This is a genomic window from Xanthomonas sp. D-109, from assembly GCF_017746095.1.
GTDB lineage: Bacteria > Pseudomonadota > Gammaproteobacteria > Xanthomonadales > Xanthomonadaceae > Xanthomonas_A > Xanthomonas_A sacchari.
The window spans coordinates 256,833-278,102 of sequence record NZ_JAGHWV010000014.1; the positions used below are offsets into that span (position 1 = coordinate 256,833).

A 21,270-nucleotide genomic window follows, 5' to 3' on the forward strand; every position below is an offset into this window, starting at 1 on the left:
CGCGGCGCGACACGACAGCGCACCTCGACGACCGCGTCACGCCGCGCGCTCCGGCACGGGCGCGAACAGGCTGCGCTGGCGCCACGCCGTCCACAGCACCGGCAGCAGCAGTACCGCCGCCAGCGTCCAGCCGATCCGGCCACCCCAGAGCGAGGCCGCCAGCAATGCCGAGAGCAGCGCCGCAACGCCCCCGCCGTTGAGGCGCAGGCCGCACAGATGCAGGCTCACCGCGGCGATGCCCAACAGGCACAGCAGCCGCCCCCATAGCAGCCACTGCGGCGCCGCCCATGCCGCAGCGGCCAGCTGCAGCACCGCGCTGCACAGCAACCCGATCAGCAGCAGGCGCAACAGCGCACGCTCGCGATGGCGCCCGATCAACAGCGCCGCCAGCACACCGCTGAGCAGCACGGTCGCGCCACCGGCCAACACCGGCGTCGTCCATGGCCACCAGGCCCGCTGTTCGGCACTGCCCCAGGCCGCCACCGCAAGCGGCAGCAGCAGCGCCGCCAGCGCCGCGCCGCCCAGCACCAGCGAAATCAGCGACTGCGCCCAGCGCTGACCGGCCGCGCTGGCGGCCTCGGCCAACAGCAGACGATTGAACTGATTGAACACGCCGCTGGCACCGTTGAGCAGATAACCCAGGAACAGATACACCGGCAGGAAGCCCGGCGCCACCGCCGCCAACAGCAGCGGCGTCAGGCGGTCGTGCAGGATGCCGACGATCCCCAGCAGCGACAGCTGCACCGACGTCCCCAGCAGGTGGCGGCCCTGGCCGCGCTGCGGCCACAGCAGGCGCAGCGGCGCGGCGAACACCGCCTGGTTGACCAGCGCCTGCGCCAGATAGCCGATGCTCACGGCGATGCCGGCACCGGCGGCTCCGCCGCAGCCCGGCAAGGGCCGCAGCAGCAGCCAGGCCACGATCGCCACCGGCATCGCCACCTGCTGCACGGCGAACCCCGCCAGCCGCCTCCCCTGCGCCAGCAACGGCGCCGAATAGCCGACCAGGCCGAACACGGTCGCCGGCAGCACCGCCAGCACGTACCCGAAGCCGGCGCCATGCCACTGCCAGGACCATCCGGCCGCGGCGACCCAGGCCAGGTCCAGCACCAGGGTGGTCAGCAGCCGGTGGCGCAGCGCCTGCCGCCAGCGCGTCTCCCACGCCGGCGCCACCGGGTCCTCGCGCAGGAACAGCGAGGCGTAGCCCAGGTCCGCCAGAAACAGCACCGTCGTCAGTCCCAGATGCGCCAGCCCAACGTCGCCGTAGCCCTGCAGGCCGAACTGGCGCAACAGCAGCCATTGGAACAGCAACGCGCATCCCTGCCCGAGCGCGTACAGCAACGCGCCGGAGACGAATCCCGCGTGCATGCGCGCGGCCGCGCTCATGGGCGGGCGAGGGATCCGGGCGCCGGCACATGACACAGAAAGGCCCGCGAGGCCGCGCCGTAGGCGAACCACGGCTCGAACTCGATGCCGCACCGGTCAGCGCATTCCTGCAGGGCGCGCCGTTCGCCGCGCTGGCGATCGGCCTGGAACAGATCGTAGTCGTCGCACAGCAGCACACTGCCCTGGACCAAGCGCGGCGCAATCAGCGCCAGGGCGTCGCACGCCGAGGCGTACAGGTCGCAATCCAGGTTCACGATCGCTGCCTGGGTGTGGCCGACGGCATGTGCGTTGTCGGCGAACAGGCCAGGCACCAGCTGCAGGTCCGGCGCGCGCAGCCCCACCGCGGCGCAGCGCGCCTGCGCCTCGGACTGCGCGGCATGGAAACTGCCGGTGGCCAGGCTGTCCTCGCCTTCGGCATTGCGCGGCATGCCGGCAAAGGTGTCGAAGCCGTAGAACCGCGGCCGCTGACCCAGAAAGCCCAACACCGTGCCCTGATGCTGGAAGGGCAAGCCGGCGCTGCGCTCGATGCGCCGCCGCTGGTGCCGATAGCACAGCCATGCATGTGCCAGGCTGTTGCCGCGGTACACGCCGAACTCGTAGTAGTCGCCAGCAAGCTGGGTGGCATGCACGTAGGCCCAGGCGCGATACAGCGCGCCCAGGGCATCGTTGCGATGCAGATTCGCGCCGACGCGGAGGCCGCGATAGGCGAGCTTGAGGCGTTCGATGATCGTTACAGACAAGTCGGACACCTTGCGTCGGGCCGGAAGCGCACGCATCCGAGTATCCAGGCTCGATCCCGACCAGCGCAATGGTGCACGAGGATGCGCCTGGCCACGCCGACGACGGATCGCGCCTGGTCCGCGCCGAAAGTGGGCGACGCACTCCGCGCGGTGGCGGGAACGCCGCCGTGAACGATGTCCGGTACCGACTGCAGCAGCGGATCGGCTGCGGATGGATCGATCCGGTCGCGACCGCTCATCCGCCGACGCGCGCGTCCGCGGCCTGCTCCGGCGCGAGCGTACGCCGCAACGCCTCGCGCAGGGTCCAGCGCGTGCGCCAGCCCAGGATCGCGGCAGCCTTGGCCGGGTTGCCGAGCTGATGCGCCCGGTCGTGCGGACGCTGCCGCTGCGGATCCACCTGCACCTGCGGTGCGCGGCCGAGCAACGCGCCGATTTCCGCCACCAGGTCGCCGACCGCGTGTTCCACGCCCGAGCACAGATTGAAGACATCGTAGGCCGGCTGCGGCCGCGCATCGTCGAGCAGCGCCAGCAGCCCCGCGGCGGCATCGTCGGCATGCAGATAATCGCGGCGCGGCTGCAGGTTGCCCAGCCGCACCAGCGGCGCCGGCGCCGGATCGGCCGCCAGTTGCGCCAGCACCTCGGGAATCAGATGCGCGTTCGGATCGTCGTGGGCGATGCAGTTGAACAGCCGCGCCACGCGGCCGCGGCGCCCGTGGCCGCGCGCGCACCACAGGCGCAACTGGCTTTCGTTGCAGAGCTTGGACAGCGCGTAGTTGTCGCGCGCCTCGGTGGGACTGCCGGCTTCGTCCAACGCCTCCTCGCCCCAGGCGTACACCGCTCCGCTGGAGGCGATCAGCACGTGCTGCACGTCGGCGGCGTCGGCGGCCTGCAGCACGCTCTCGGTGCCGACCACGTTGACCTGCAGGCAGTGCATGCGCTGCAGTTCGCAGGTCGGGATATGGTGGACCGCCGCCAGATGCACCACCGCGTCGGCACGGAACGTGCGCAGGCAGGCGGTCACCGCGGCGGTGTCGCGGATGTCGGCGACGGCCGCGACGTGCAGGCCATCCGGCATGGCCATGCCGCTGGACAGATCGTCCAGGCCGGCGACCGCATCGCCGCGCTGCAACAGCGCCGTGGCCAGGCGGCGACCGATCATGCCGGCGGCGCCGGTCACCAGCACCCGTCTCACGATCGCTCCGACGCACGCGGCGATGCGTCGTCGGGCAGCAGCCGGCGCCGCATCGCGGCCGGCAACCAGGCGAACAGCGGATCGCGCTGCGGCGACCACGCGGACGGATCGTGCAGGCGCCGGGCCGCGACGTAGATGCCGAGTCCCAGCGACATCGCCAGCAGCGCACCGGCGAACACCGCGACCGCAACCAACAGCGGTCGCCGCGCCGGCACCGGCACCGTCGACAGCGCCGGCAACGCCCGGTAACGCACCTGTTGCGACCGGCCGAGGTGCTGCGCCAGGGTCAGTTCGATCTCGCGCGCCACCTGCAGGCGCGCCGACTCCGTCTCCGCGCCATCGGCGAAGACCGCCGTCCGGCACGCCTGCAACCAGGATGCGAGCGCCTTGCCCGAATGCAGGGTGGCGGCGCGCCGATCGGCGCACGCGAGGAAACGCCGCTTCCAATCGAGCTGTTCGAGTTCGCGCTGGCCCTGGCGCAGATTGGCCCGGGTCTCGGTGATGGTGGCCTGCAGCGCCACGATCTGCGCCAGCGGCGACAGATACTTGCCGCCGCCGTCGCCGACCGAGACGACCGTGTTGACCTCGCTGCGCCGCAGTTCCGGATAGCGCTCCAGCAACGCCTGCATGTCCGCCGCCTGCTGGGTGCTCTGCTGGATGGCGAACTGCTGCTGGATCTGCGCGATCTGCAGTTCCGGCCGCTTCTCCAGCGTCTGCTGGCGCATGCCGTCCAAGGCATCGCGCAGGCCGCCCCACAGCATCGCCTGGCGCACGTGCAGGGCGATCGCCTGCAACTGCTGCGTGGCGGACGCATCGTCGCGTGCGCGCAACGTCACCTCCAGGCCCAACGCACCGACCGTCTTCGGATCGATATTGACCTGCTGGCGGATATCGTCGCGCTCGATCGCACTGCGGTACTGCACCTGCGCCTCCCAGTAGCGCGGCTGCTGGAATTGCCGCTGCACGCGGTCGCGCAGTTCCGCCGGCAAGGCAGCGACCGCCACCGAATCGGCGACCAGTTGCCGGTCCGAGAGCATCGGCTGCAGGCGCCGCCACTGTTCCAGGGTCATCTGCGGCGTGTCCAGCAACGCGCTGACGCTGTAGAGCGGGCGCAGCGCGACCAGCACGCCGGCAGCCAGCGCCAGCAGCACGGCCACCGGAATCAGCAGGCGGCCGAACTGTCGATAGAAACGCAACAGTTCCAACACCAGGTCGCCCAGCGACGCATCGTCGCCACGGTCACGCACATCGTCTCTGCCAGGCATCGGATCCATCGCCGTGTTCGGGTACAAGGGAGTCACCAGCCCGGCACAGCGCCGCACGCGGCATCGCATGTCCCCTCATGCGATCGGCGGCTGGATGAGCCGGCACTGTGCCATACGGGTCGCAATGGCGGCAATGCGACGCGCGGCTCACGCCGGCGGAGCGGTGGCGCGGCGCAGCCCCAGCCACAACGTCGCCGCCAGCACCGCCTCGGTGGCGATCGTCGCCAGCGCCGCGCCCCGCGCGCCATAGTGCGGCGCCAGCAACAGGTTGAGCGCCAGATTGGTCGCCGCCGCCAGGCCGGCGCCGACCATGTAGCAGCGCTGGCGCTCGAGCGCGATCGCCGTTTGCGTCAGCACGTAGTTCGGCAGCACGAACACGAACGCGGCGAACAGCCAGCCCACCAGCGGCCCGGCCGTCGGCCGGTACGCCTGCCCATACAGGAGCCCGACCACCCAGCTGCCGAGCACGGCGCCGGCGATCGCCAGCACGCTGCCGGCCAGCGCGGCGGCGGCCAGCGCCCGGCTCTGCAGGCGCCGCGCCGCAGCGGGATCGACACGGCTCAGGCGCAAGCGCCGGAACAACAGCAGCGCCACCGGCGCCGCCAGCAACAGCACGCCATCGAACAGACGATAGGCCGCGGCATACTGGCCGACCTCGGCCGGCGACACCGCGCGATGCAGGATGACGATGTCGCTGCGCCGGTACAGGCAGGTCGCCAGGTCGATCCACAGGAAGCCGGCCGCTGCGCGATACACCGCGGCCTGCGGCCGCCAGCGCGGCCGGTCGTGCAGGTCCCGCTGCAGCAGCGCATACGCCGATAGCAGCCCCACGGCCCAGGCCGCGAACACCACCTCGGGGCGGGCGCCCAGCAGCAGCACGGCGAGCACGATCGACACCCCACTCAGCGCGCGTGCACCGACCTGCCAGCGCGCCTCGCGGCGCCAGTGGCCGGCGCCCTTCAACTGCGCCGAGACCAGTTGCGACAGCGTCACCGCAGCGAAGCACAGCACCGCCCAAGCCAGCGCCGGACCGCCGACGCCGCGTGGCAGCAGCAGCGCAACGCCCAGCAGCAGCAGCGTCGCCAGCAGCAGGTGCCCGCGTGCCAGGCCAGGCAATCCTGCCGCCTCCGCGGCCAGCCCCGCACTGGGCGCCACGCGCTCGCGCAGCACCAGGGTGCGCATGCCCGCATCCTGGGCCAACGCCAGCAAGGTCGCCAGGTTGAGCAAGTAGGCATAACGGCCGAATCCGTCCGGCTGCATGCTGCGCGCCAGCCACACCGACAGCCCCAGCGAGACCGCCGCCACGCACAGGATCGCCCCCCATTGCGCGGACAACGCACTGGCGCCCGCGCGCCAGGCGGATCGGGCGGGCGCGTTCATCCGCACAGGCCGGCAGGATCGCCGCTCATGCCGCGCCGGTCCACGCCCCGGCCACCTCGTGCCAGCGTCCCTGCGCACGCACCCGGCCCTGCTCGAGCACCACCACCTGGTCCGCGCGTTCCAACAAGGCCAGCCGGTGGCCGATCACCACCACGGTCAGATCGCCATGCAGGCGCTCGATCGCGGCGCGGATGCGCGTTTCGTTGTCGTGATCCAGCGCGCTGGTGGCTTCGTCCAGGATCAGCAACGCCGGCCGCTGCAGCAGCGCACGCGCCAGCGCCAGGCGCTGCCGCTCGCCCCCGGACAGACGCATGCCGCGGTCGCCGATCACGGTGTCCCAGCCCTGCGGCAACGCATGCACGAACTGCGCCGAGGCCTGCTCCAGGGCCAGGCGCAGCGTCGCCGCATCGGCGTGCGGCGCGGCCAGCAACAGGTTGTTGCGGATGCTGTCGTTGAACAGGAAGGTCTCCTGCGACACGTAGGCCACCGCGTGCCGCCAGCTGCGCCGCGCGTGCGCATCCAGGGCGATGCCGTCGATTTCCAGTACGCCCTGATCCGGGCCGAGCAAGCCGCACAGCACGTCGGCCAGCGTGCTCTTGCCCGCGCCGGAGGCGCCGACGATGGCGGTGGTGGTGCGCGCCGGCAGGACCAGCGAGAGCTGCTGCAGGGCCGGCACCTCGCGCCCGGCATGGCGCACCTGGACATCGCGCAGGGCGATCTGGGTCTGGACCTGCCAGTCGACGGCACGCGGCGGCAGCGCCGGCTCGGACCACGCCCGTGCCTGCGCCAGTTGCCGCTCCACTTCCAGGAACGCAGGCGCGGTATGCAGCCAATACTGCTGCTGTTGCTGCGCCACGGTCAGCAATGGCAGCAAGCGCGCGAACATCACCACCAGGATCAGCAATTCGGCCAGGGGCATGTGCCAGACCTGCAGGCCCAGCAGCACGTAAGCGGCCAGCAAAACCGCGGCGGCGCTGTGCAGCAGGGCCTTGGACAGCGCCAGGCCCGAAGCGAAACGCACCTGCAGGTCGCGCACGGCCGTCGCATCGCGGTTCACCACCGCGCGGTAACGCGCCTCGGCACCCAGGATCTTGGCCAGGCGCAGCCCGGCCAGGCTGTCGTGCATGCCGGCATGCAGGCGCTGCCTGGCCTGCGTCAGTGTCGCCCCCAGCCGCAGCACGCGGCGGCGGCGGCCGAGCAGCAGCACCAGCAGCAGCGCGCCCGCGACGACCGTCGCCAGCGCCAGCGTCCCGGCCAGTACGAAGGCCGCCAGCAGATAGACGGCGGCGGTGGCCAGGGACGCGAGCATGAGCAATGCATGGCCGAGCCCGACCCCCACCCGCTCCACTTCGGTCAACATCAGGCTGGCATGGTCGCTGCTGCGCTGGGCCACCAGCCATCGCCATTGCGCCTCCAGCAAGGCGGCGAAGCTGGCTTCGCGCAGGCGCTCGGCCACGTCCTGCTGCAAGTGCGAGGCGGCGCGCTCGCGGGCGTACTGGATCGCATTGCGCAGCAGCACCAGCGCGCAGAACAGCGCCAGCAGCGGCAGCGGCGCACCGGGCGGCAGACCGAGCGCGCCCACGGCCTGGCCGATGGCGTGCGCGATCGCACCGCCGCCGCCGGCTGCCCCGCCCTGCAGCGCGCCGAGCAGGGGCACCAGCAACAAGACGCCGATGCCTTCGCTGGCGCCGGCCAGCAGCATCAGCACACACACGCCGAACAGGCGGCCGCGCGGCGCCCATCCCAGCAACCGGAACAAGGCCCGCCATGTCGTCATGGCCGCGTCTCCGCCGGCGCCACGAAGCAACCGACCCGGGCGAAGCGCTCCACGCCCCCACCGCCGGTGACCCGCACGGCCCCGGCCAGGACCCAGGCGTGCGCCTGCAGGGAGGCCGTGTCCGCTGCCCGCGCCACGCCGAAGCACAGCACGTGCGGCACCCGGAACAGACCGAGCAGGCAACGCGCGCTCAGTGCCTGCGCCAGACAGTTGGAGTGCCAGGGCGTATGCCGCGCCGCCAGGCGCAAGGTCCGCCCGATCTGGATGGCACGGCGGTGCGCGCGCGCATCCAGCAGCGGTGCGGGCGGCGGTTCCGCCACGGCGCGTCCCAGCCATGGCGCCAGGCGACGGAATCCCAGCGCCAGCACGGCCGCACGCGCCACGCCCAGCAGCACCCAGGCCGGCAGCAGCAGGCAGCGTTCGAATCGGGGCAGGCCCAGGAAGCCGCTCAGGCCGCCAGGCATGAACACTCCCGACGCCGCACGAGCGCAGCGGCGCGCTGCACGGAAGCCGCCGCCGCACGGGCGCGTTGCGCTGGCGGCATGCGCGAACGCGGAAGCGGCGACACAACGGACATGGGCGACACCTGCGCAGGGGGACGACCGCGGGAACCGGCGCACTCGACGCCGCGGCGCATTGCCGAGCGGCCATGGCGCAAGCGCGGATGCGCCAGCCTAGCAAATGTTTCCCGCGCCGCGCACGCCGCGCGCCGCGGCGCGCGGGGTCGTCCGCTACAGCCGGCTCACGCTGCGGATGCGGATCTCGCTGCTGTCCACGCCGTGGCGTTGCGCCGCCTGCGCGCGCAGGCGGCACAGCAGCCGCTCCGGGTCCAGCGGCGCCGGCTCGGCCCAGGTGTGCGCCAGGGTGCCCCAGGCCACGCGCTGGCCGAAGCTGTAGGCCTCGTAGTCGGCGAGGTAGTGGCGCGCGCGCTCAGGTACCGACGTGGACATCGCCTTCGTAGCCGTTGCAGCCCAGGTGTTCGAGCGCGATCGACAGCGCCAGCGCGTAGCCCTGCGCGCAGTAGCCGCCGACCTGGCCCAGGCGTTGCCCCGAGGCCGCGCACAGGCAGGCTTCGCGGCGATCGCTGGCATCGTCGTGCACTTCCACGTAGGGCCGGCGCAGATGCGCCACCGCGTCGGCGGTGACCGCGCTGTCCGAACACGCGCCCGGATCCAGCAGCAGCATCTCCACCCCGGCCTGGTCGGCCTGGGCCAGCGCCTGCAGCAGTTCGCGCTCGCTGGCGCAGCCGCGCACGGCCAGGGTCTTGCCGGCGCGGCCGGCGTGGGCGAGCAGTTGCCGCATCACCGGCGCGGCGATGCGCGCCGGGCGGCCGCGATGGCCCGCTACACAGTCCGGACCACGGAGCAACAGGATCGACATGGCGGCGCCCTCAGTTGGCCAGCGCCGCGCGCGTGCCGAGCCGGCGCTGCGCCACGCCCAGGGCGATCGCATAGCTGTCGGCGAGCGCGCCGTTGGCGATCACCGTCAGCAACGGCGCGTGCCGCGGGTGCAGCAGCGGTTCCAGTGCCTGCGCGCTGGCGTCGTGCATCTCGATGTACGGGTGGCCCAGCGCCTCCAGCGCCGCGCACAGCTGCGCGCCATGGTCGGCCAGCTCCGACGCCGGCAACTCACCGGAATCCAGCAGCACCAGTTCCGTATCGTCGCACGCACCTTGCCGCAGCCGCGCCACGATCTGTGCGGCATCGGCGCAGGCCACCGGCACCACCTGCGCGGCATGGGAGGCGGCCAGACACTGCGCCGCGGCAATGGCCGACGCATCGCGATGCGGGCCCTGGATCAGCAGAATCGACATGGAACACACCCATCGGGGAAGACGGAGCGCAGTCTGTGCCTGAGCGGCGTAAGCGTTCCATGCCGATGGAGGGCGTGGGGCGTAAAGCTTGCGTAAGGCGGGAATCGGGAATGGAGAATGGAGAATCGTTGAGCGCAAGCCGGGAACGTTCAGCCAACGACACGCCGCTTTTCCGATTCCCCATTCCCCAATCCCCATTCCCGGCTTTATGCGATCATCCCCGGCTTCCCGCAGCCACCGCCGCCCGGACCCGCCATGACCCACTCCGCTCTGCGCCGCGATGTCGGCCCGTTCGCCCTGATGCTGACCGGCCTCGGCTCGATCATCGGCTCCGGTTGGCTGTTCGGCGCCTGGCGCGCCGCCGGGCTGGCCGGTCCCGGTGCGATCTGGGCCTGGGTGCTGGGCGCGGCGATCGTCACCACCATCGCCCTGGCCTATGCCGAACTGGGCGCGATGTTCCCCGAGTCCGGCGGCATGGTCCGCTACAGCCACTACTCGCACGGCTCGCTGGTCGGCTTCATTGCCGGCTGGGCCAACTGGATCGCGATCGTGTCGGTGATCCCGGTGGAGGCCGAGGCCTCGGTGCAGTACATGGCCTCCTGGCCGTGGCAGTGGGCGCAGGATCTGTACGTGCAGCAGCCCGGCGGCGCCGGCGAGCTGTCGGTGCCCGGCCTGTGCATCGCCGCGGTGCTGGTGCTGGTGTATTTCCTGCTCAACTTCTGGAGCGTCAAGCTGTTCGCGCGCTCCAACAGCCTGATCACCGTGTTCAAGCTGGTGGTGCCGGCGCTCACCGGCGTGGCGCTGATCGCCAGCGGTTTCCACAGCGAGAACTTCAGCGTCGGCCTGCACGGCGGCAGCCACACCATCGACTTCGCCGCGGTGCTCACCGCGGTGGCCACCGCCGGCATCGTGTTCAGCTTCAACGGTTTCCAGAGCCCGGTGAACCTGGCCGGCGAGGCGCGCAATCCCGGGCGCAGCATCCCGTTCGCGGTGCTCGGCTCGATCGCGCTGGCCACGGTGGTCTACGTGCTGCTGCAGGTCGCCTACCTGGGCGCGGTGCCGCCGGACCTGCTGGCCAAGGCCGGCTGGCACGGCATCGACTTCCGCTCGCCGTTCGCGCAGCTAGCGATCATCGTCAATCTGCACTGGCTGGCGATGCTGCTGTACGTGGACGCCTTCATCAGCCCCAGCGGCACCGGCATCACCTACACCGCCACCACCGCGCGGATGATCTACGGCATGGAGCGCAACGGCACCATGCCCAAGGTGCTGGGCCGGGTGCATCCGACCTGGGGCGTGCCGCGCCCGGCGATGTTCTTCAACCTGCTGGTGTCCTACCTGTTCCTGTTCTTCTTCCGCGGCTGGGGCACGCTGGCGGCGGTGATCTCGGTGGCCACCATCATTTCCTACCTGACCGGCCCGATCAGCGCCATGGCGCTGCGCAAGCACGCGCCGGAGATGCACCGCCCGCTGCGCATCGCCGGCCTGCCGGTGCTGGCCGCGGCGGCCTTCGTGCTGGCCACCGAACTGCTGTACTGGGCACGCTGGCCGCTGACCGGCGAGATCATCCTGCTGATGCTGGTGGCCCTGCCGGTGTACGCCTACTACCAGCAGCGCGACGGCTGGAAGGATTTCCGCCGGCACCTGCGCGGCGCCAGCTGGCTGATCGCCTACCTGCCGACCATCGCCCTGCTGTCGTGGGCCGGCAGCACCACCTTCGGCGGCCACGGTTACCTGTCCTACGGGCCGGACCTGGTGGTGGTCGGCGTGGTCGCGCTGGGCTTCTACTTCTGGGGCGTGCGTGCCGGCTGGCGCACCCCGTCGCTGCAGCAGGCCAGCGCCGGCTGAGCCGCGGCGGCGCTCAGCCGCCGCGCAGGAATTGCAGCGCGCGCGACAGCAGCGCGGCGCCGACGAAACCGGCCAGGGCGCACAGGCCCACCGCGATGACGCCCTGGTGGGACGGGTCGTCGCGTCTGTCGAACAAGGCAAGCGCAGCGGCGATGCAGACCGCGGAAGTGCCGGCCCCGATCAGACCGATGCGCAGATGCGCGCGCCAGCCGCGCAGGCGCGGCCAGGCGCGTGCGGCGAACAGGCCGGTCAGCAGCGCCGGCAAGGCGCCGAAGACATAGGAAAACGTCGCCATCAGCAGGAGCAGCAGCAGCGGGGCGCCGCTGCCCTCTCCCCAGGTCATCGCGATCGCCACCGGCAGCCCGACCACCACGGTCCCGAGCGGCGGGCCGACGAACAGGAAGGTCATGACCACGCCGACGCCGACCAGCCAGCGCGGCAGCGGGTCGTTGCCCGGCTCCGCGTCGAGCGGGTCGACCTCGTCCGCGCGTGCGTCCGGGGCCGCCTGCGACGCAGGCGGCAACGGGTCGTGGCTCACTGCTTGGCGGGCGCCGCCTGGCGCTGCGCAGCGCTGGCGTCGCGGGCGGCGCGGAACTCGGAGTCGCGACTCCAGTTCGGCCACTGCGGCGAATTGGCCAGTTCCTCGCCCAGGGTGTACAGCACCTGCATGTCGCGCGCGGCGCCGGCGAAGGTCCAGCTCGGCTGCCATTCGTCGCCGGGCTGGTGGTAGCGCTTGGCGGTGTAGTCGTCCGAGGCGGCCTTGCCGGCGGCGACGCCGCCGTCCACCCAGTCCTGGCCAGCCGCGAAGGACAGCGCCGGCACGCCGCGCTTGGCGAAGGAGAAGTGGTCGGAGCGGAAGAAGTAGCCGGCTTCCGGCTTGGGATCGGGCGTGTAGCGCAGGTCCCAGCCCTTGGCCACGCGCTTGAGGTCGTCGAGCAGTTCCAGCTTGGCGGTGCCGTAGATGCCGAAATCGCGCGAGGGTCCGAACGGGCTCATGCCGTCCATGTTGATCACCGCCACCGTGCGCGCCAGCGGGTACAGCGGCTTGGAGGCGTAGTACTCCGAGCCGAGCAGGCCCTTCTCCTCGGCGGTGACCGACATGAACACCACCGAGCGCTGCGGCGCCGGGCCCTTGGCGAAGGCGCGGGCCAGTTCCAGCAGCGCGGCGACGCCGCTGGCGTTGTCCAGCGCGCCGTTGAAGATGCGGTCGCCCTTGGCGTCGGGCGCGCCCACGCCCAGGTGATCCCAGTGCGCGGTGTAGATGAGGGTCTCGTCCGGCCGGGTCTTGCCGGGCAGGCGCGCGACCACGTTGTGCGAGGTGATCACCTCCGACTTCACCGCGTAGTCGGCGTACAGGCGCTCGCCCTTCAGCTCCACCGGCTTGAAGTCGCGCGACTGCGCCTGCTGCTTCAGCGCATCGAAATCCAGCCCCGCGCGCTTGAACAGGTCCACCGCCAGGTCGCGCTGGATCCAGCCCTCCAGTTCCGGGTGCACCGCCTTGGGATCGTCGCGGACCACGTCGAACATGCTGTTGGTGTTGGAGTTGGCCACGGTGGCCCAGCCGTAGGAGGCCGGTGCGGTCTCGTGCACGATCAGCACGCCGGCCGCGCCCTGCCGCGCGCCCTCCTCGAACTTGTAGGTCCAGCGGCCGTAGTAGGTCATGCCCTTGCCGTCGAACGCGCCCTTGCCGGTCTCGAAATCGGGGTCGTTGATCAGCACCACCGCGATCTTGCCCTTCAGGTCCACGCCCTTGAAGTCGTCCCAGCCGCGCTCGGGCGCCTTGACGCCATAGCCGACGAACACCAGCGGCGCGCCGTCCAGGCTCACCTGGCTGCTGCCGTCGAGCGCGGCGCGCACGGCGATCTGCTGGCCCTGGGTCAGGGCCTGGCGCTGGTCGCCGCTGGCAATCGCCAGGCGCGGCGTGCCGACGATGTCGGCGCGGCGCAGCGGCACCGCCTGGGTCCACAGGCGCTTGCCGTCGCGCAGGTCGCCGCCGGGCTGCAGGCCGGCCGCCTGGAACTGCGCGCTCAGGTAGGCCACGGTCTTCTCCTCGCCCGCCGAACCCGGGGCGCGGCCCTCGTAGGCATCGGAGGCCAACGTCTTGACGTCGTTGGACAGGCGCTGGGTATCGAAGGTCGGTGCGGACGGCGGCGCCGCCAGGCAGGCGCCGGACAGCGCCAGGGCCAGCAGGCTCACGATCGGTTGTTTCACGGGGTTCCCCTCGGCAGACACAAAGAGCATCGAGTGTAGCGGCGCCCGCCCCGGGCCGGGGTGGGCCGGATGACCGCCATGCGTGCGCTGTCGCAAAAATTTATTGTGATAAACCGCTCAAATATGAACCTGAACATGCTCTAATGCCGCGCTCGCGCATCCCGGGGCCCGCCGATCCGGTGGCCCAGGCCGATCCGCGCGCCCGTGGCGGCTTCCACCCGAGCCGCGCATGGCGTCCGTTGCCCCCACCCTCACCCTGGGCCGCTCCCACTGCGGGGCCGGCCCGCTTCCGGAGACCTGCAGAGATGGCGATGTCCCCCTTCACCCGCATCACCCGTTGCGCGCTGGCCGCCGCGCTGCTGGCCGCCAGCGGTTCGGCCTGGAGTTACGCGGTCAGCAAAGGCACGGTGGTGGACGACCGCGGCAACGCGGTGCAGCTGCGCGGCGTCAACTGGTTCGGCTTCGAAGGCAGCGCGCACACCGTGCACGGCCTGTGGGCGCGCAACTGGAAGGACATGATCACGCAGATGCAGGGCCTGGGCTTCAACGCCGTGCGCCTGCCGTTCTGCCCGCAGACCCTGCGCGGCGTCGCCCCGACCAGCATCGACTACGGCCGCAACCCGGACCTGCAGGGCCTGAACTCGCTGCAGGTGCTGGACAAGCTGGTCAACGAGTTGAGCAGCCGCGGCATGTACGTGCTGCTGGACCACCACTCGCCCGATTGCCAGGGCATCTCCGAACTCTGGTACACCGACTCCTACAGCGAGCAGCAGTGGATCAGCGACCTGAGCTTCGTGGCCAAGCGCTACGCGTCGGTGCCGGGCGTGATCGGCATCGACCTGAAGAACGAGCCGAACGGGCGCAACACCTGGGGCACCGGCAACCTCAAGACCGACTGGAACAAGGCGGTCGAGCGCGCCTCGGCGGCGGTGCTGAAGGTGGCGCCGAAGTGGCTGATCGTGGTCGAGGGCATCACCGACAACCCGACCTGCTCCAGCAGCTACGGCTACTGGTGGGGCGGCAACCTGGAACCGCTGACCTGCACCAAGCTCAACGTGCCGGCCAACCGCCTGCTGCTGTCGCCGCACGTGTACGGCCCGGACGTGAACTGGCAGCCCTACTTCGGCGACAGCAGCTTCCCGGCCAACATGCCGGCGATCTGGGAGCGCCAGTTCGGCCAGCTGACCCAGCTCGGCTACACCATGATGATCGGCGAGTTCGGCGGCAACGAGGGCCGCAACCAGGCGCAGGACCCGATCCTGCAGAAGGCGCTGATCGACTACCTGATCAAGAAGAACATCCGCAGCGGTTTCTACTGGGCCTGGAACCCGAACAGCCGCGACACCGGCGGCGTGCTCGACGACGACTGGACCACCGTGCGCACCGAGAAGATGACCGGGCTCAAGCGGCTGTGGGGCGACACCAGCGGCACCACGCCGACCCCGACCCCGACGCCCACGCCCACCCCGGAGCCGACGCCGACCCCTACGCCGACCCCGGCCCCGGGCAGCGCCAGCTTCAGCACCAAGATCATCGTCGACAGCGACTGGAACGCCGGCTACTGCGAACGCGTGCAGGTGACCAACAGCGGCAGCGCCACCGGCACCTGGGCGGTCACCCTGTCCATCAGCGGCACCGTCAACAACCTGTGGAACGCCACCTGGACGCAGTCGGGCACCACGCTCAGCGCCAGCGGCGTGGACTGGAACAAGACCCTGGCCCCCGGCGCCACCGCCGAGTTCGGGTTCTGCGCCGCCCGCTGAAGGCCGCGCCATCGCCCCGCGCACCCCGCGGGGCAACACGCCAACGGCAGCGTCCCACGACGCTGCCGTTGGCGTTTCTGCGGTCCCCATCACCGCCCGAGCGCGGCCAGGCGCCTGCGCATCGGCCGGCCATGCGCAATCGGTGGACAAGCGCCTCTTCTGCAACCGCAGTCACGGCCGCCGCGGCGGACACTGCCGATCATCGCCGCCGAGCATCCGCCCCCCTTTGGCCGGCGCGCTCCGCACCGGCCGCCATCGGAGCATCGCAATGAACAGGTCCCTGCATTCCCGCATTACCCGCTGCCTGCTGGCCGCGGCGCTCGTGGCCGCCAGCAGCCCGGCCTGGAGCTACGCCATCAACCAGGGCAAGGTGGTGGACGACGCCGGCAACGCCGTGCAGCTGCGTGGCGTCAACTGGTTCGGTTTCGAGACCTCGCAGCACACCGTGCACGGCCTGTGGGCGCGCAACTGGAAGGACATGATCACGCAGATGCAGGGCCTGGGCTTCAACGCCGTGCGCCTGCCGTTCTGCCCGCAGACGCTGCAGGCGGTGTCGCCCGGCAGCATCGACTACAGCCGCAACCCGGACCTGCAGGGCCTGAACTCGCTGCAGATCCTGGACAAGGTGGTCAACGAACTCAGCAGTCGCGGCATGTACGTGCTGCTCGACCACCACACGCCGGACTGCAACGCCATCTCCGAACTCTGGTACACCGGCAGCTACAGCGAGCAGCAATGGCTGGACGACCTGACCTTCGTGGCCAAGCGCTACGCGTCGGTGCCGGGGGTGATCGGCCTGGACCTGAAGAACGAGCCGCACGGCGCCGCCACCTGGGGCAGCGGCAATGCCGCCACCGACTGGAACAAGGCCGCCGAACGCGCGGCGGCGGCGGTGCTGAACGCGGCGCCGAACTGGCTGATCGTGGTCGAAGGCATTTCCAACACGTCCACCTGCTCCAGCGACACCGCGCACTTCTGGGGCGAGAACCTGGAACCGCTGGCCTGCACCGCGCTGGCCATTCCGGCCAACCGCCTGCTGCTCGCCCCGCACGTGTACGGGCCGGACGTCTACATGCAGCCGTACTTCAGCGCCTCCAACTTCCCGGCCAACATGCCGGCGATCTGGGAGCAGCACTTCGGCCAGTTCGCCCAGGCCGGCCACGCGCTGCTGCTGGGCGAGTTCGGCGGCAAGTACGGGCAGGGCAACCCGCTGGACGTGCAGTGGCAGAACGCGCTGGTCGACTACCTGATCGGCAAGGGCATCCACAGCGGCTTCTACTGGTCGTGGAACCCGAACAGCGGCGACACTGGCGGCATCCTCAACGACGACTGGAGCACGGTGCGCACCGACAAGGTGACCCTGCTGAAGAAGCTGTGGGACGGCGACGGCAGCAGCACGGGCGGTGGCGGTGGTAACGGCGGTGGCAATGGTGGAGGCGGTGGTGGTGGTGGTGGTGGTGGTGGCAACGGCGGCGGCGGAACGCCCACGCCGCCGCCGTCCGGCAGCAGCTTCAGCACCAAGGTGCTGGTCGACAGCGACTGGAACGCCGGCTACTGCAACCGCGTGCAGGTGACCAACACCGGCGGCAGCAGCGGCGACTGGAGCGTCACCCTGTCGATCAGCGGCACGGTCAACAACCTGTGGAACGCCAGCTGGACCCAGTCGGGCACCACGCTCAGCGCCAGTGGCGTGGACTGGAACAAGACCCTGGCCCCCGGCGCCACCGCCGAGTTCGGCTTCTGCGCCGCACGCTGAGCGCTCCGCGGCCTGCCTGACGTCACGCGCCCGGCCACTCCCTCGGGGGATGGCCGGGCACGCAGCCGGCCGCCGGCCCGGTGCGCCGCGCTGTGCCATCAGTCACGTTCCCGCTGCCGCCGCCGGCCCTCTATGCTGGCGCACTGTCCACACTCAGGCCCGGCCCATGCTCCGACCCTTGTCGCTGTTGATCTCCAGCATCCTCACCCTCGGCACCGGCGCCGCCCTGGTGGCCGCGCCGTCGGCCCTGGCCGCGGCCACGCCGGGCCAGGCGACCGCACCGGAGATCGCCTACACCCGCTTCACCCTGCCCAACGGCCTGACCGTGGTGGTGCACGAGGACCACAAGGCGCCGGTGGTGGCGGTGAGCATCTGGTACCACATCGGTTCGGGCGACGAGCCGGCCGGCAAGACCGGCTTCGCGCACCTGTTCGAGCACCTGATGTTCTCCGGCTCGGAGAACCACAAGGGCACCTACTTCCAGCCGTTCGAGAAGGTCGGCGCCACCGACATGAACGGCACCACCTGGTTCGATCGCACCAACTATTTCGAGACCGTACCGACCACCGCGCTGGACACCGCGCTGTGGATGGAATCGGACCGCATGGGCCACCTGCTCGGCGCGATCGGCCAGAAGGAACTGGACACCCAGCGCGGCGTGGTCCAGAACGAGAAGCGCCAGGGCGAAAACCGCCCCTACGGCCGCGTCGACGAGAACATCCTGGCCAACATCTTCCCGGCCAACCACCCGTACCAGCACGACACCATCGGCTCGATGGCCGACCTCGACGCGGCCTCGCTGGACGACGTCAAGCAGTGGTTCCACGACAACTACGGCGCCGCCAACACCACCCTGGTACTGGCCGGCGACATCACCGTGGCGCAGGCCAAGGCCAAGGCCGAGCAGTACTTCGGCGACATCCCCGCCGGCCGCCCGGTGCCGCGCCAGCAGCCGTGGATCACCCCGCTGGCCAAGCAGACCCGCGGCGTGCAGCACGACCACGTCGCGCAGCCGCGCATCTACCGCACCTGGGTGGCGCCGCAGTTGGGCACCGACGACGCGGTGCTGCTGGACCTGGCCACCACCGTGCTCGGCGGCGGCAAGACCAGCCGCCTGTACCAGCGCCTGGTCTACCGCGACAAGCTGGCCGACGACGTCTCCGCCGGCCTGCAGTCGTTCGCGCTGGCCAGCCAGTTGCAGATCACTGCCGACGTGAAGGAAGGCGTGGACCCGGCCAAGGTCGAGGCCGCCATCGCCGACGAACTGCAGAAGTTCCTGGCCGAAGGCCCCACCGCCGACGAACTGCAGCGCGCCCAGGTCGGCTACCGCGCCGGCTTCGTGCGCGGCCTGGAGAAGGTCGGCGGCTTCGGCGGCAAGGCCACGGTGCTGGCCGAGGGCCAGGTCTACCGCAACGATCCGGGCGCCTACAGGAAGGACCTGCAGCGTGCGCAGGACGCCACCGTCGCCAGCGTGCGCAAGGCCGCCGACACCTGGTTCGGCAAGGGCGACTACCTGCTGACCGTGCTGCCGGCGCCGGAGGGCTTCGATCCGGCTGCCGAGGACAAGGCGGTCAAGCCGCTGGCGGCGGCCCCGGGCAAGCCCGCGCCGAAGGTGCCGGCCAAGGGCAACTACAGCGTCGGCAAGACCCAGGTCGATCGCGCCGCCGGCGTGCCGGAGACCAGCCAGTTCCCGAGCCTGAGCTTCCCGCAGCTGCAGCGCGGCAAGCTCAAGAACGGCATCGAGGTGGTGCTGGCCGAGCGCCACACCATCCCGGTCACGCAGATCCAGTTGCTGTTCGATGCCGGCTACGCGACCGACCGCGGCAGCAAGCTCGGCACCGCCAACTTCACCGCGGCGCTGATGAACGAGAGCACCCGCAACCTGGATTCGGTGGACGTGGCGCAGCGCCGCCAGCGCCTGGGCGCGATGACCAGCGTGTCCTGCGAACTGGACAGCTGCGACGCCTCGCTCAACGCGCTCAACGACCAGTTGGCGCCGTCGCTGGAGCTGTTCGCCGACATCGTGCGCAACCCGGCGTTCAAGGCCGACGACATCGAGCGCATCCGCGGCCAGTGGCTGGCCTCGATCGCGCAGGAGAAGACCCAGCCGCAGGGCCTGGCGCTGCGCACCCTGCCGCCGCTGCTGTACGGCCCGACCCATCCGTACGGCGTGCCGCTCACCGGCACCGGCACCGAGGCGGCGATCAAGAGCCTGACCGCGGGCGACCTGAGCGCGTTCCAGAACAACTGGCTGCGTCCGGACAACGTGCGCATCCTGGTCGCCGGCGACACCACCCTGGACAAGATCATCCCGCAGCTGGATGCCGCTTTCGGCGACTGGCAGGCCCCGACCGGCAAGCGCCCGACCAAGAGCCTGCCGCAGGTGGCCGCACAGCCCAAGCCGCGCGTGTTCCTGATCAACCGCGACGACGCCCCGCAATCGCTGATCCTGGCCGGCCTGCTGGCGCCCTCGACCAAGGCCCCGAACAACCTCGCCATCGGCGTGGCCAACGGCGCCTTCGGCGGCACCTTCACCTCGCGCCTGAACATGAACCTGCGCGAGGACAAGCGCTGGGCCTACGGCGCCAACAGCTTCATGATCGACGCGATCGGCCAGCGCCCGTTCCTGTTCTTCGCCCCGGTGCAGACCGACAAGACCGCCGAATCGGCCGCCGAGATCCTCAAGGAAGCCAAGGCCGTGGTCGGCGACAAGCCGCTGACCGCCGACGAGATCGCCAAGATCAAGGAACAGCGCGTGCGCGCCCTGCCGGGCAGCTTCGAGACCACCGGTGCGGTGCTCAGCGCGATGGAAGGCATCGTCCAGTACGGCCGCCCGGACGACTACGTGCAGACGCTGAAGACGCGCCTGGAAGCGGTCGACCAGCCGGCGGCGGAAGCGGCGATCAAGGAGATCGTGGCGCCGCAGGCGATGACCTGGGTCATCGTCGGCGACCTCAAGCAGATCGAAGCGCCGGTGCGCGCGCTGAAGCTGGGCGAGGTGCAGGTGCTGGACAGCGACGGCCAGCCGGTCAAGGCGAAGGCCAAGCCGTAACGCCGCACACGCATGGCGGGGCTGCCCCGCCATGCGCCACGCGCCGACGCCGGCATGGGGCGTCGGCGCCATCGCAACGCATCGCCGTCGCGCGATGCGACATGCGACGACAGTGAGTGAACGCGCAGACTGCGCTGCGGCGCAGCCTGCAGGTATCGGCCTTCCCTGGCATGCGCGGGTCGCGGATGGGTCGCCAAGACGGCGCGCCGCGCCTGTCCTTCACAGCTTCTGGTCGCAACGCTTGGTATCCGCAACGCCTGCCCTCGCCTGCCACCGCCGATGCCGACCGCTTCTCCCCGCCGCGTCGCCGCTCCCCGCATCCGCGTCGGCTGCGCCGGCTGGTCGATCGCCAGCACGCAACGCGCCCTGGTCGGCGACGGCGCCAGCCAGTTGGCGCGCTATGCCACCCGCTTCGACGCGGTCGAGCTCAATTCCACGTTCTACCGCGCCCACCGCGCCAGCACCTACCAGCGCTGGGCCGACAGCGTGCCGACGGGGTTCCGCTTCTCGGCCAAACTGCCACGCACGATCACCCACGACGCGCGCCTGTACCGCGTCGCGCCACTGCTGCAGACCTTCCTCGGCGAGGTCGGCCATCTCGGCGACAGGCTCGGCTGCCTGCTGGTGCAACTGCCGCCGAGCCTGGCCTTCGATGCGCGCATCGCCGCCACCTTCTTCGCGATGCTGCGGCGCCGCTGGCACGGCGGCATCGCCTGCGAACCGCGCCACGCCAGTTGGTTCGGCGCACGCGCCGAGGCGCTGTGGCAGCGCCACGGCATCGCGCGCGTGGCCGCCGACCCGGCCCTGGACGCCAGCGCCGCGCAGCCGGCCGGCGCGGCGGCGCCGGCCTACTGGCGCTGGCACGGCACACCACGCATCTACTACAGCGACTACGCCGACGACACACTGCGCAGCCTGGCCGCACGCGTCGTCGCCGCCACGCCGCCCACCGACCAAGCCTGGGTGATCTTCGACAACAGCGCGCTCGGCCACGCCCTCGACAACGCCGCCACGCTGCAGACGCAGCTGCACGCGCTCGGCGTCGGTGGCGCCGACTGATCGCCAACGCGTGGCCGTCGACGCTTGGCGT

At 71.1% G+C, this 21,270-nt stretch carries 17 protein-coding genes; 5 read left to right on the forward strand and 12 right to left on the reverse strand.

Annotated elements, in window-relative coordinates; translation table 11 throughout:
- Positions 1-36: 36 nt before the first annotated feature.
- The 10 genes from J7357_RS15560 to J7357_RS15605 form a co-directional block, all read right to left on the reverse strand.
- Positions 37-1,383, reverse strand: a complete 1,347-nt coding sequence (locus J7357_RS15560) for a hypothetical protein (protein ID WP_209247820.1) — start codon at positions 1,381-1,383, stop codon at positions 37-39.
- Positions 1,380-2,159: a TylF/MycF family methyltransferase gene (locus J7357_RS15565; protein WP_244667559.1), complete on the reverse strand. Its 780-nt coding sequence runs from the start codon at positions 2,157-2,159 to the stop codon at positions 1,380-1,382. Before J7357_RS15565 ends, J7357_RS15560 begins: the two co-directional genes overlap by 4 nt.
- A gap of 199 nt (positions 2,160-2,358) precedes the next feature.
- Positions 2,359-3,315, reverse strand: coding sequence for an NAD(P)-dependent oxidoreductase (locus tag J7357_RS15570; RefSeq protein ID WP_209247822.1), 957 nt, complete (start codon positions 3,313-3,315; stop codon positions 2,359-2,361).
- Positions 3,312-4,580, reverse strand: coding sequence for a hypothetical protein (locus tag J7357_RS15575; RefSeq protein WP_244667560.1), 1,269 nt, complete (start codon positions 4,578-4,580; stop codon positions 3,312-3,314). Before J7357_RS15575 ends, J7357_RS15570 begins: the two co-directional genes overlap by 4 nt.
- A 147-nt stretch (positions 4,581-4,727) precedes the next feature.
- Entirely contained in the window at positions 4,728-5,915 is a 1,188-nt protein-coding gene (locus J7357_RS15580; protein WP_244667561.1) for a polysaccharide biosynthesis C-terminal domain-containing protein, read from the reverse strand.
- A gap of 70 nt (positions 5,916-5,985) precedes the next feature.
- Entirely contained in the window at positions 5,986-7,737 is a 1,752-nt protein-coding gene (locus J7357_RS15585) for an ABC transporter ATP-binding protein (RefSeq protein ID WP_209247828.1), read from the reverse strand.
- Entirely contained in the window at positions 7,734-8,201 is a 468-nt protein-coding gene (locus J7357_RS15590; RefSeq protein WP_209247830.1) for a lasso peptide biosynthesis B2 protein, read from the reverse strand. The genes J7357_RS15585 and J7357_RS15590 overlap by 4 nt, the downstream gene beginning before the upstream one ends.
- A 267-nt stretch (positions 8,202-8,468) precedes the next feature.
- Positions 8,469-8,687: a hypothetical protein gene (locus J7357_RS15595; RefSeq protein ID WP_209247832.1), complete on the reverse strand. Its 219-nt coding sequence runs from the start codon at positions 8,685-8,687 to the stop codon at positions 8,469-8,471.
- Positions 8,668-9,117, reverse strand: coding sequence for a type II 3-dehydroquinate dehydratase (locus J7357_RS15600; RefSeq protein WP_010343672.1), 450 nt, complete (start codon positions 9,115-9,117; stop codon positions 8,668-8,670). Before J7357_RS15600 ends, J7357_RS15595 begins: the two co-directional genes overlap by 20 nt.
- Before the next feature lie 10 nt (positions 9,118-9,127).
- The gene (locus tag J7357_RS15605) at positions 9,128-9,550 is read right to left on the reverse strand and encodes a hypothetical protein (protein ID WP_048490616.1); all 423 of its coding nucleotides are present in this window, start codon (positions 9,548-9,550) and stop codon (positions 9,128-9,130) included.
- Between the two features lie 255 nt (positions 9,551-9,805).
- Here J7357_RS15605 and J7357_RS15610 point away from each other — a divergent pair, with 255 nt between their 5' ends.
- Positions 9,806-11,398, forward strand: a complete 1,593-nt coding sequence (locus J7357_RS15610; RefSeq protein ID WP_209247834.1) for an APC family permease — start codon at positions 9,806-9,808, stop codon at positions 11,396-11,398.
- 13 nt (positions 11,399-11,411) lie between these two features.
- Here the strand turns inward: J7357_RS15610 and J7357_RS15615 are convergent, their stop codons facing one another.
- Positions 11,412-11,936 carry a hypothetical protein gene (locus tag J7357_RS15615; protein ID WP_343237422.1) on the reverse strand — a complete coding sequence of 175 codons (525 nt, stop codon included), beginning with the start codon at positions 11,934-11,936 and terminating at the stop codon, positions 11,412-11,414.
- Positions 11,933-13,609, reverse strand: a complete 1,677-nt coding sequence (locus tag J7357_RS15620; protein ID WP_209247836.1) for a M28 family metallopeptidase — start codon at positions 13,607-13,609, stop codon at positions 11,933-11,935. The genes J7357_RS15615 and J7357_RS15620 overlap by 4 nt, the downstream gene beginning before the upstream one ends.
- A gap of 311 nt (positions 13,610-13,920) precedes the next feature.
- Between J7357_RS15620 and J7357_RS15625 the strand changes: the two genes are divergently transcribed.
- The 4 genes from J7357_RS15625 (at position 13,921) to J7357_RS15640 (ending at position 21,239) form a co-directional block, all read left to right on the forward strand.
- The gene (locus J7357_RS15625) at positions 13,921-15,372 is read left to right on the forward strand and encodes a glycoside hydrolase family 5 protein (RefSeq protein WP_209247969.1); all 1,452 of its coding nucleotides are present in this window, start codon (positions 13,921-13,923) and stop codon (positions 15,370-15,372) included.
- A 268-nt stretch (positions 15,373-15,640) separates the two neighbouring features.
- On the forward strand, positions 15,641-17,128 hold the full coding sequence (locus J7357_RS15630; RefSeq protein ID WP_244667562.1) for a glycoside hydrolase family 5 protein: 1,488 nt from the start codon (positions 15,641-15,643) through the stop codon (positions 17,126-17,128).
- 166 nt (positions 17,129-17,294) lie between these two features.
- Positions 17,295-20,180, forward strand: coding sequence for a pitrilysin family protein (locus tag J7357_RS15635; RefSeq protein ID WP_209247838.1), 2,886 nt, complete (start codon positions 17,295-17,297; stop codon positions 20,178-20,180).
- Between the two features lie 279 nt (positions 20,181-20,459).
- Positions 20,460-21,239, forward strand: a complete 780-nt coding sequence (locus J7357_RS15640) for a DUF72 domain-containing protein (RefSeq protein WP_209247840.1) — start codon at positions 20,460-20,462, stop codon at positions 21,237-21,239.
- Positions 21,240-21,270 lie beyond the last annotated feature (31 nt).

Bases quoted from the DNA above. Each gene is read 5' to 3' on its own strand.
- J7357_RS15610 (WP_209247834.1), top strand. From the start codon at position 9,806: ATGACCCACTCCGCTCTGCGCCGCGATGTCGGCCCGTTCGCCCTGATG.
- J7357_RS15585 (WP_209247828.1), bottom strand. From the start codon at position 7,737: ATGACGACATGGCGGGCCTTGTTCCGGTTGCTGGGATGGGCGCCGCGC.
- J7357_RS15575 (WP_244667560.1), bottom strand. From the start codon at position 4,580: ATGCCTGGCAGAGACGATGTGCGTGACCGTGGCGACGATGCGTCGCTG.
- J7357_RS15635 (WP_209247838.1), top strand. From the start codon at position 17,295: ATGCTCCGACCCTTGTCGCTGTTGATCTCCAGCATCCTCACCCTCGGC.
- J7357_RS15590 (WP_209247830.1), bottom strand. From the start codon at position 8,201: ATGCCTGGCGGCCTGAGCGGCTTCCTGGGCCTGCCCCGATTCGAACGC.
- J7357_RS15605 (WP_048490616.1), bottom strand. From the start codon at position 9,550: ATGTCGATTCTGCTGATCCAGGGCCCGCATCGCGATGCGTCGGCCATT.
- J7357_RS15625 (WP_209247969.1), top strand. From the start codon at position 13,921: ATGTCCCCCTTCACCCGCATCACCCGTTGCGCGCTGGCCGCCGCGCTG.
- J7357_RS15600 (WP_010343672.1), bottom strand. From the start codon at position 9,117: ATGTCGATCCTGTTGCTCCGTGGTCCGGACTGTGTAGCGGGCCATCGC.
- J7357_RS15640 (WP_209247840.1), top strand. From the start codon at position 20,460: ATGCCGACCGCTTCTCCCCGCCGCGTCGCCGCTCCCCGCATCCGCGTC.
- J7357_RS15630 (WP_244667562.1), top strand. From the start codon at position 15,641: ATGAACAGGTCCCTGCATTCCCGCATTACCCGCTGCCTGCTGGCCGCG.
- J7357_RS15595 (WP_209247832.1), bottom strand. From the start codon at position 8,687: ATGTCCACGTCGGTACCTGAGCGCGCGCGCCACTACCTCGCCGACTAC.
- J7357_RS15565 (WP_244667559.1), bottom strand. From the start codon at position 2,159: ATGCGTGCGCTTCCGGCCCGACGCAAGGTGTCCGACTTGTCTGTAACG.
- J7357_RS15560 (WP_209247820.1), bottom strand. From the start codon at position 1,383: ATGAGCGCGGCCGCGCGCATGCACGCGGGATTCGTCTCCGGCGCGTTG.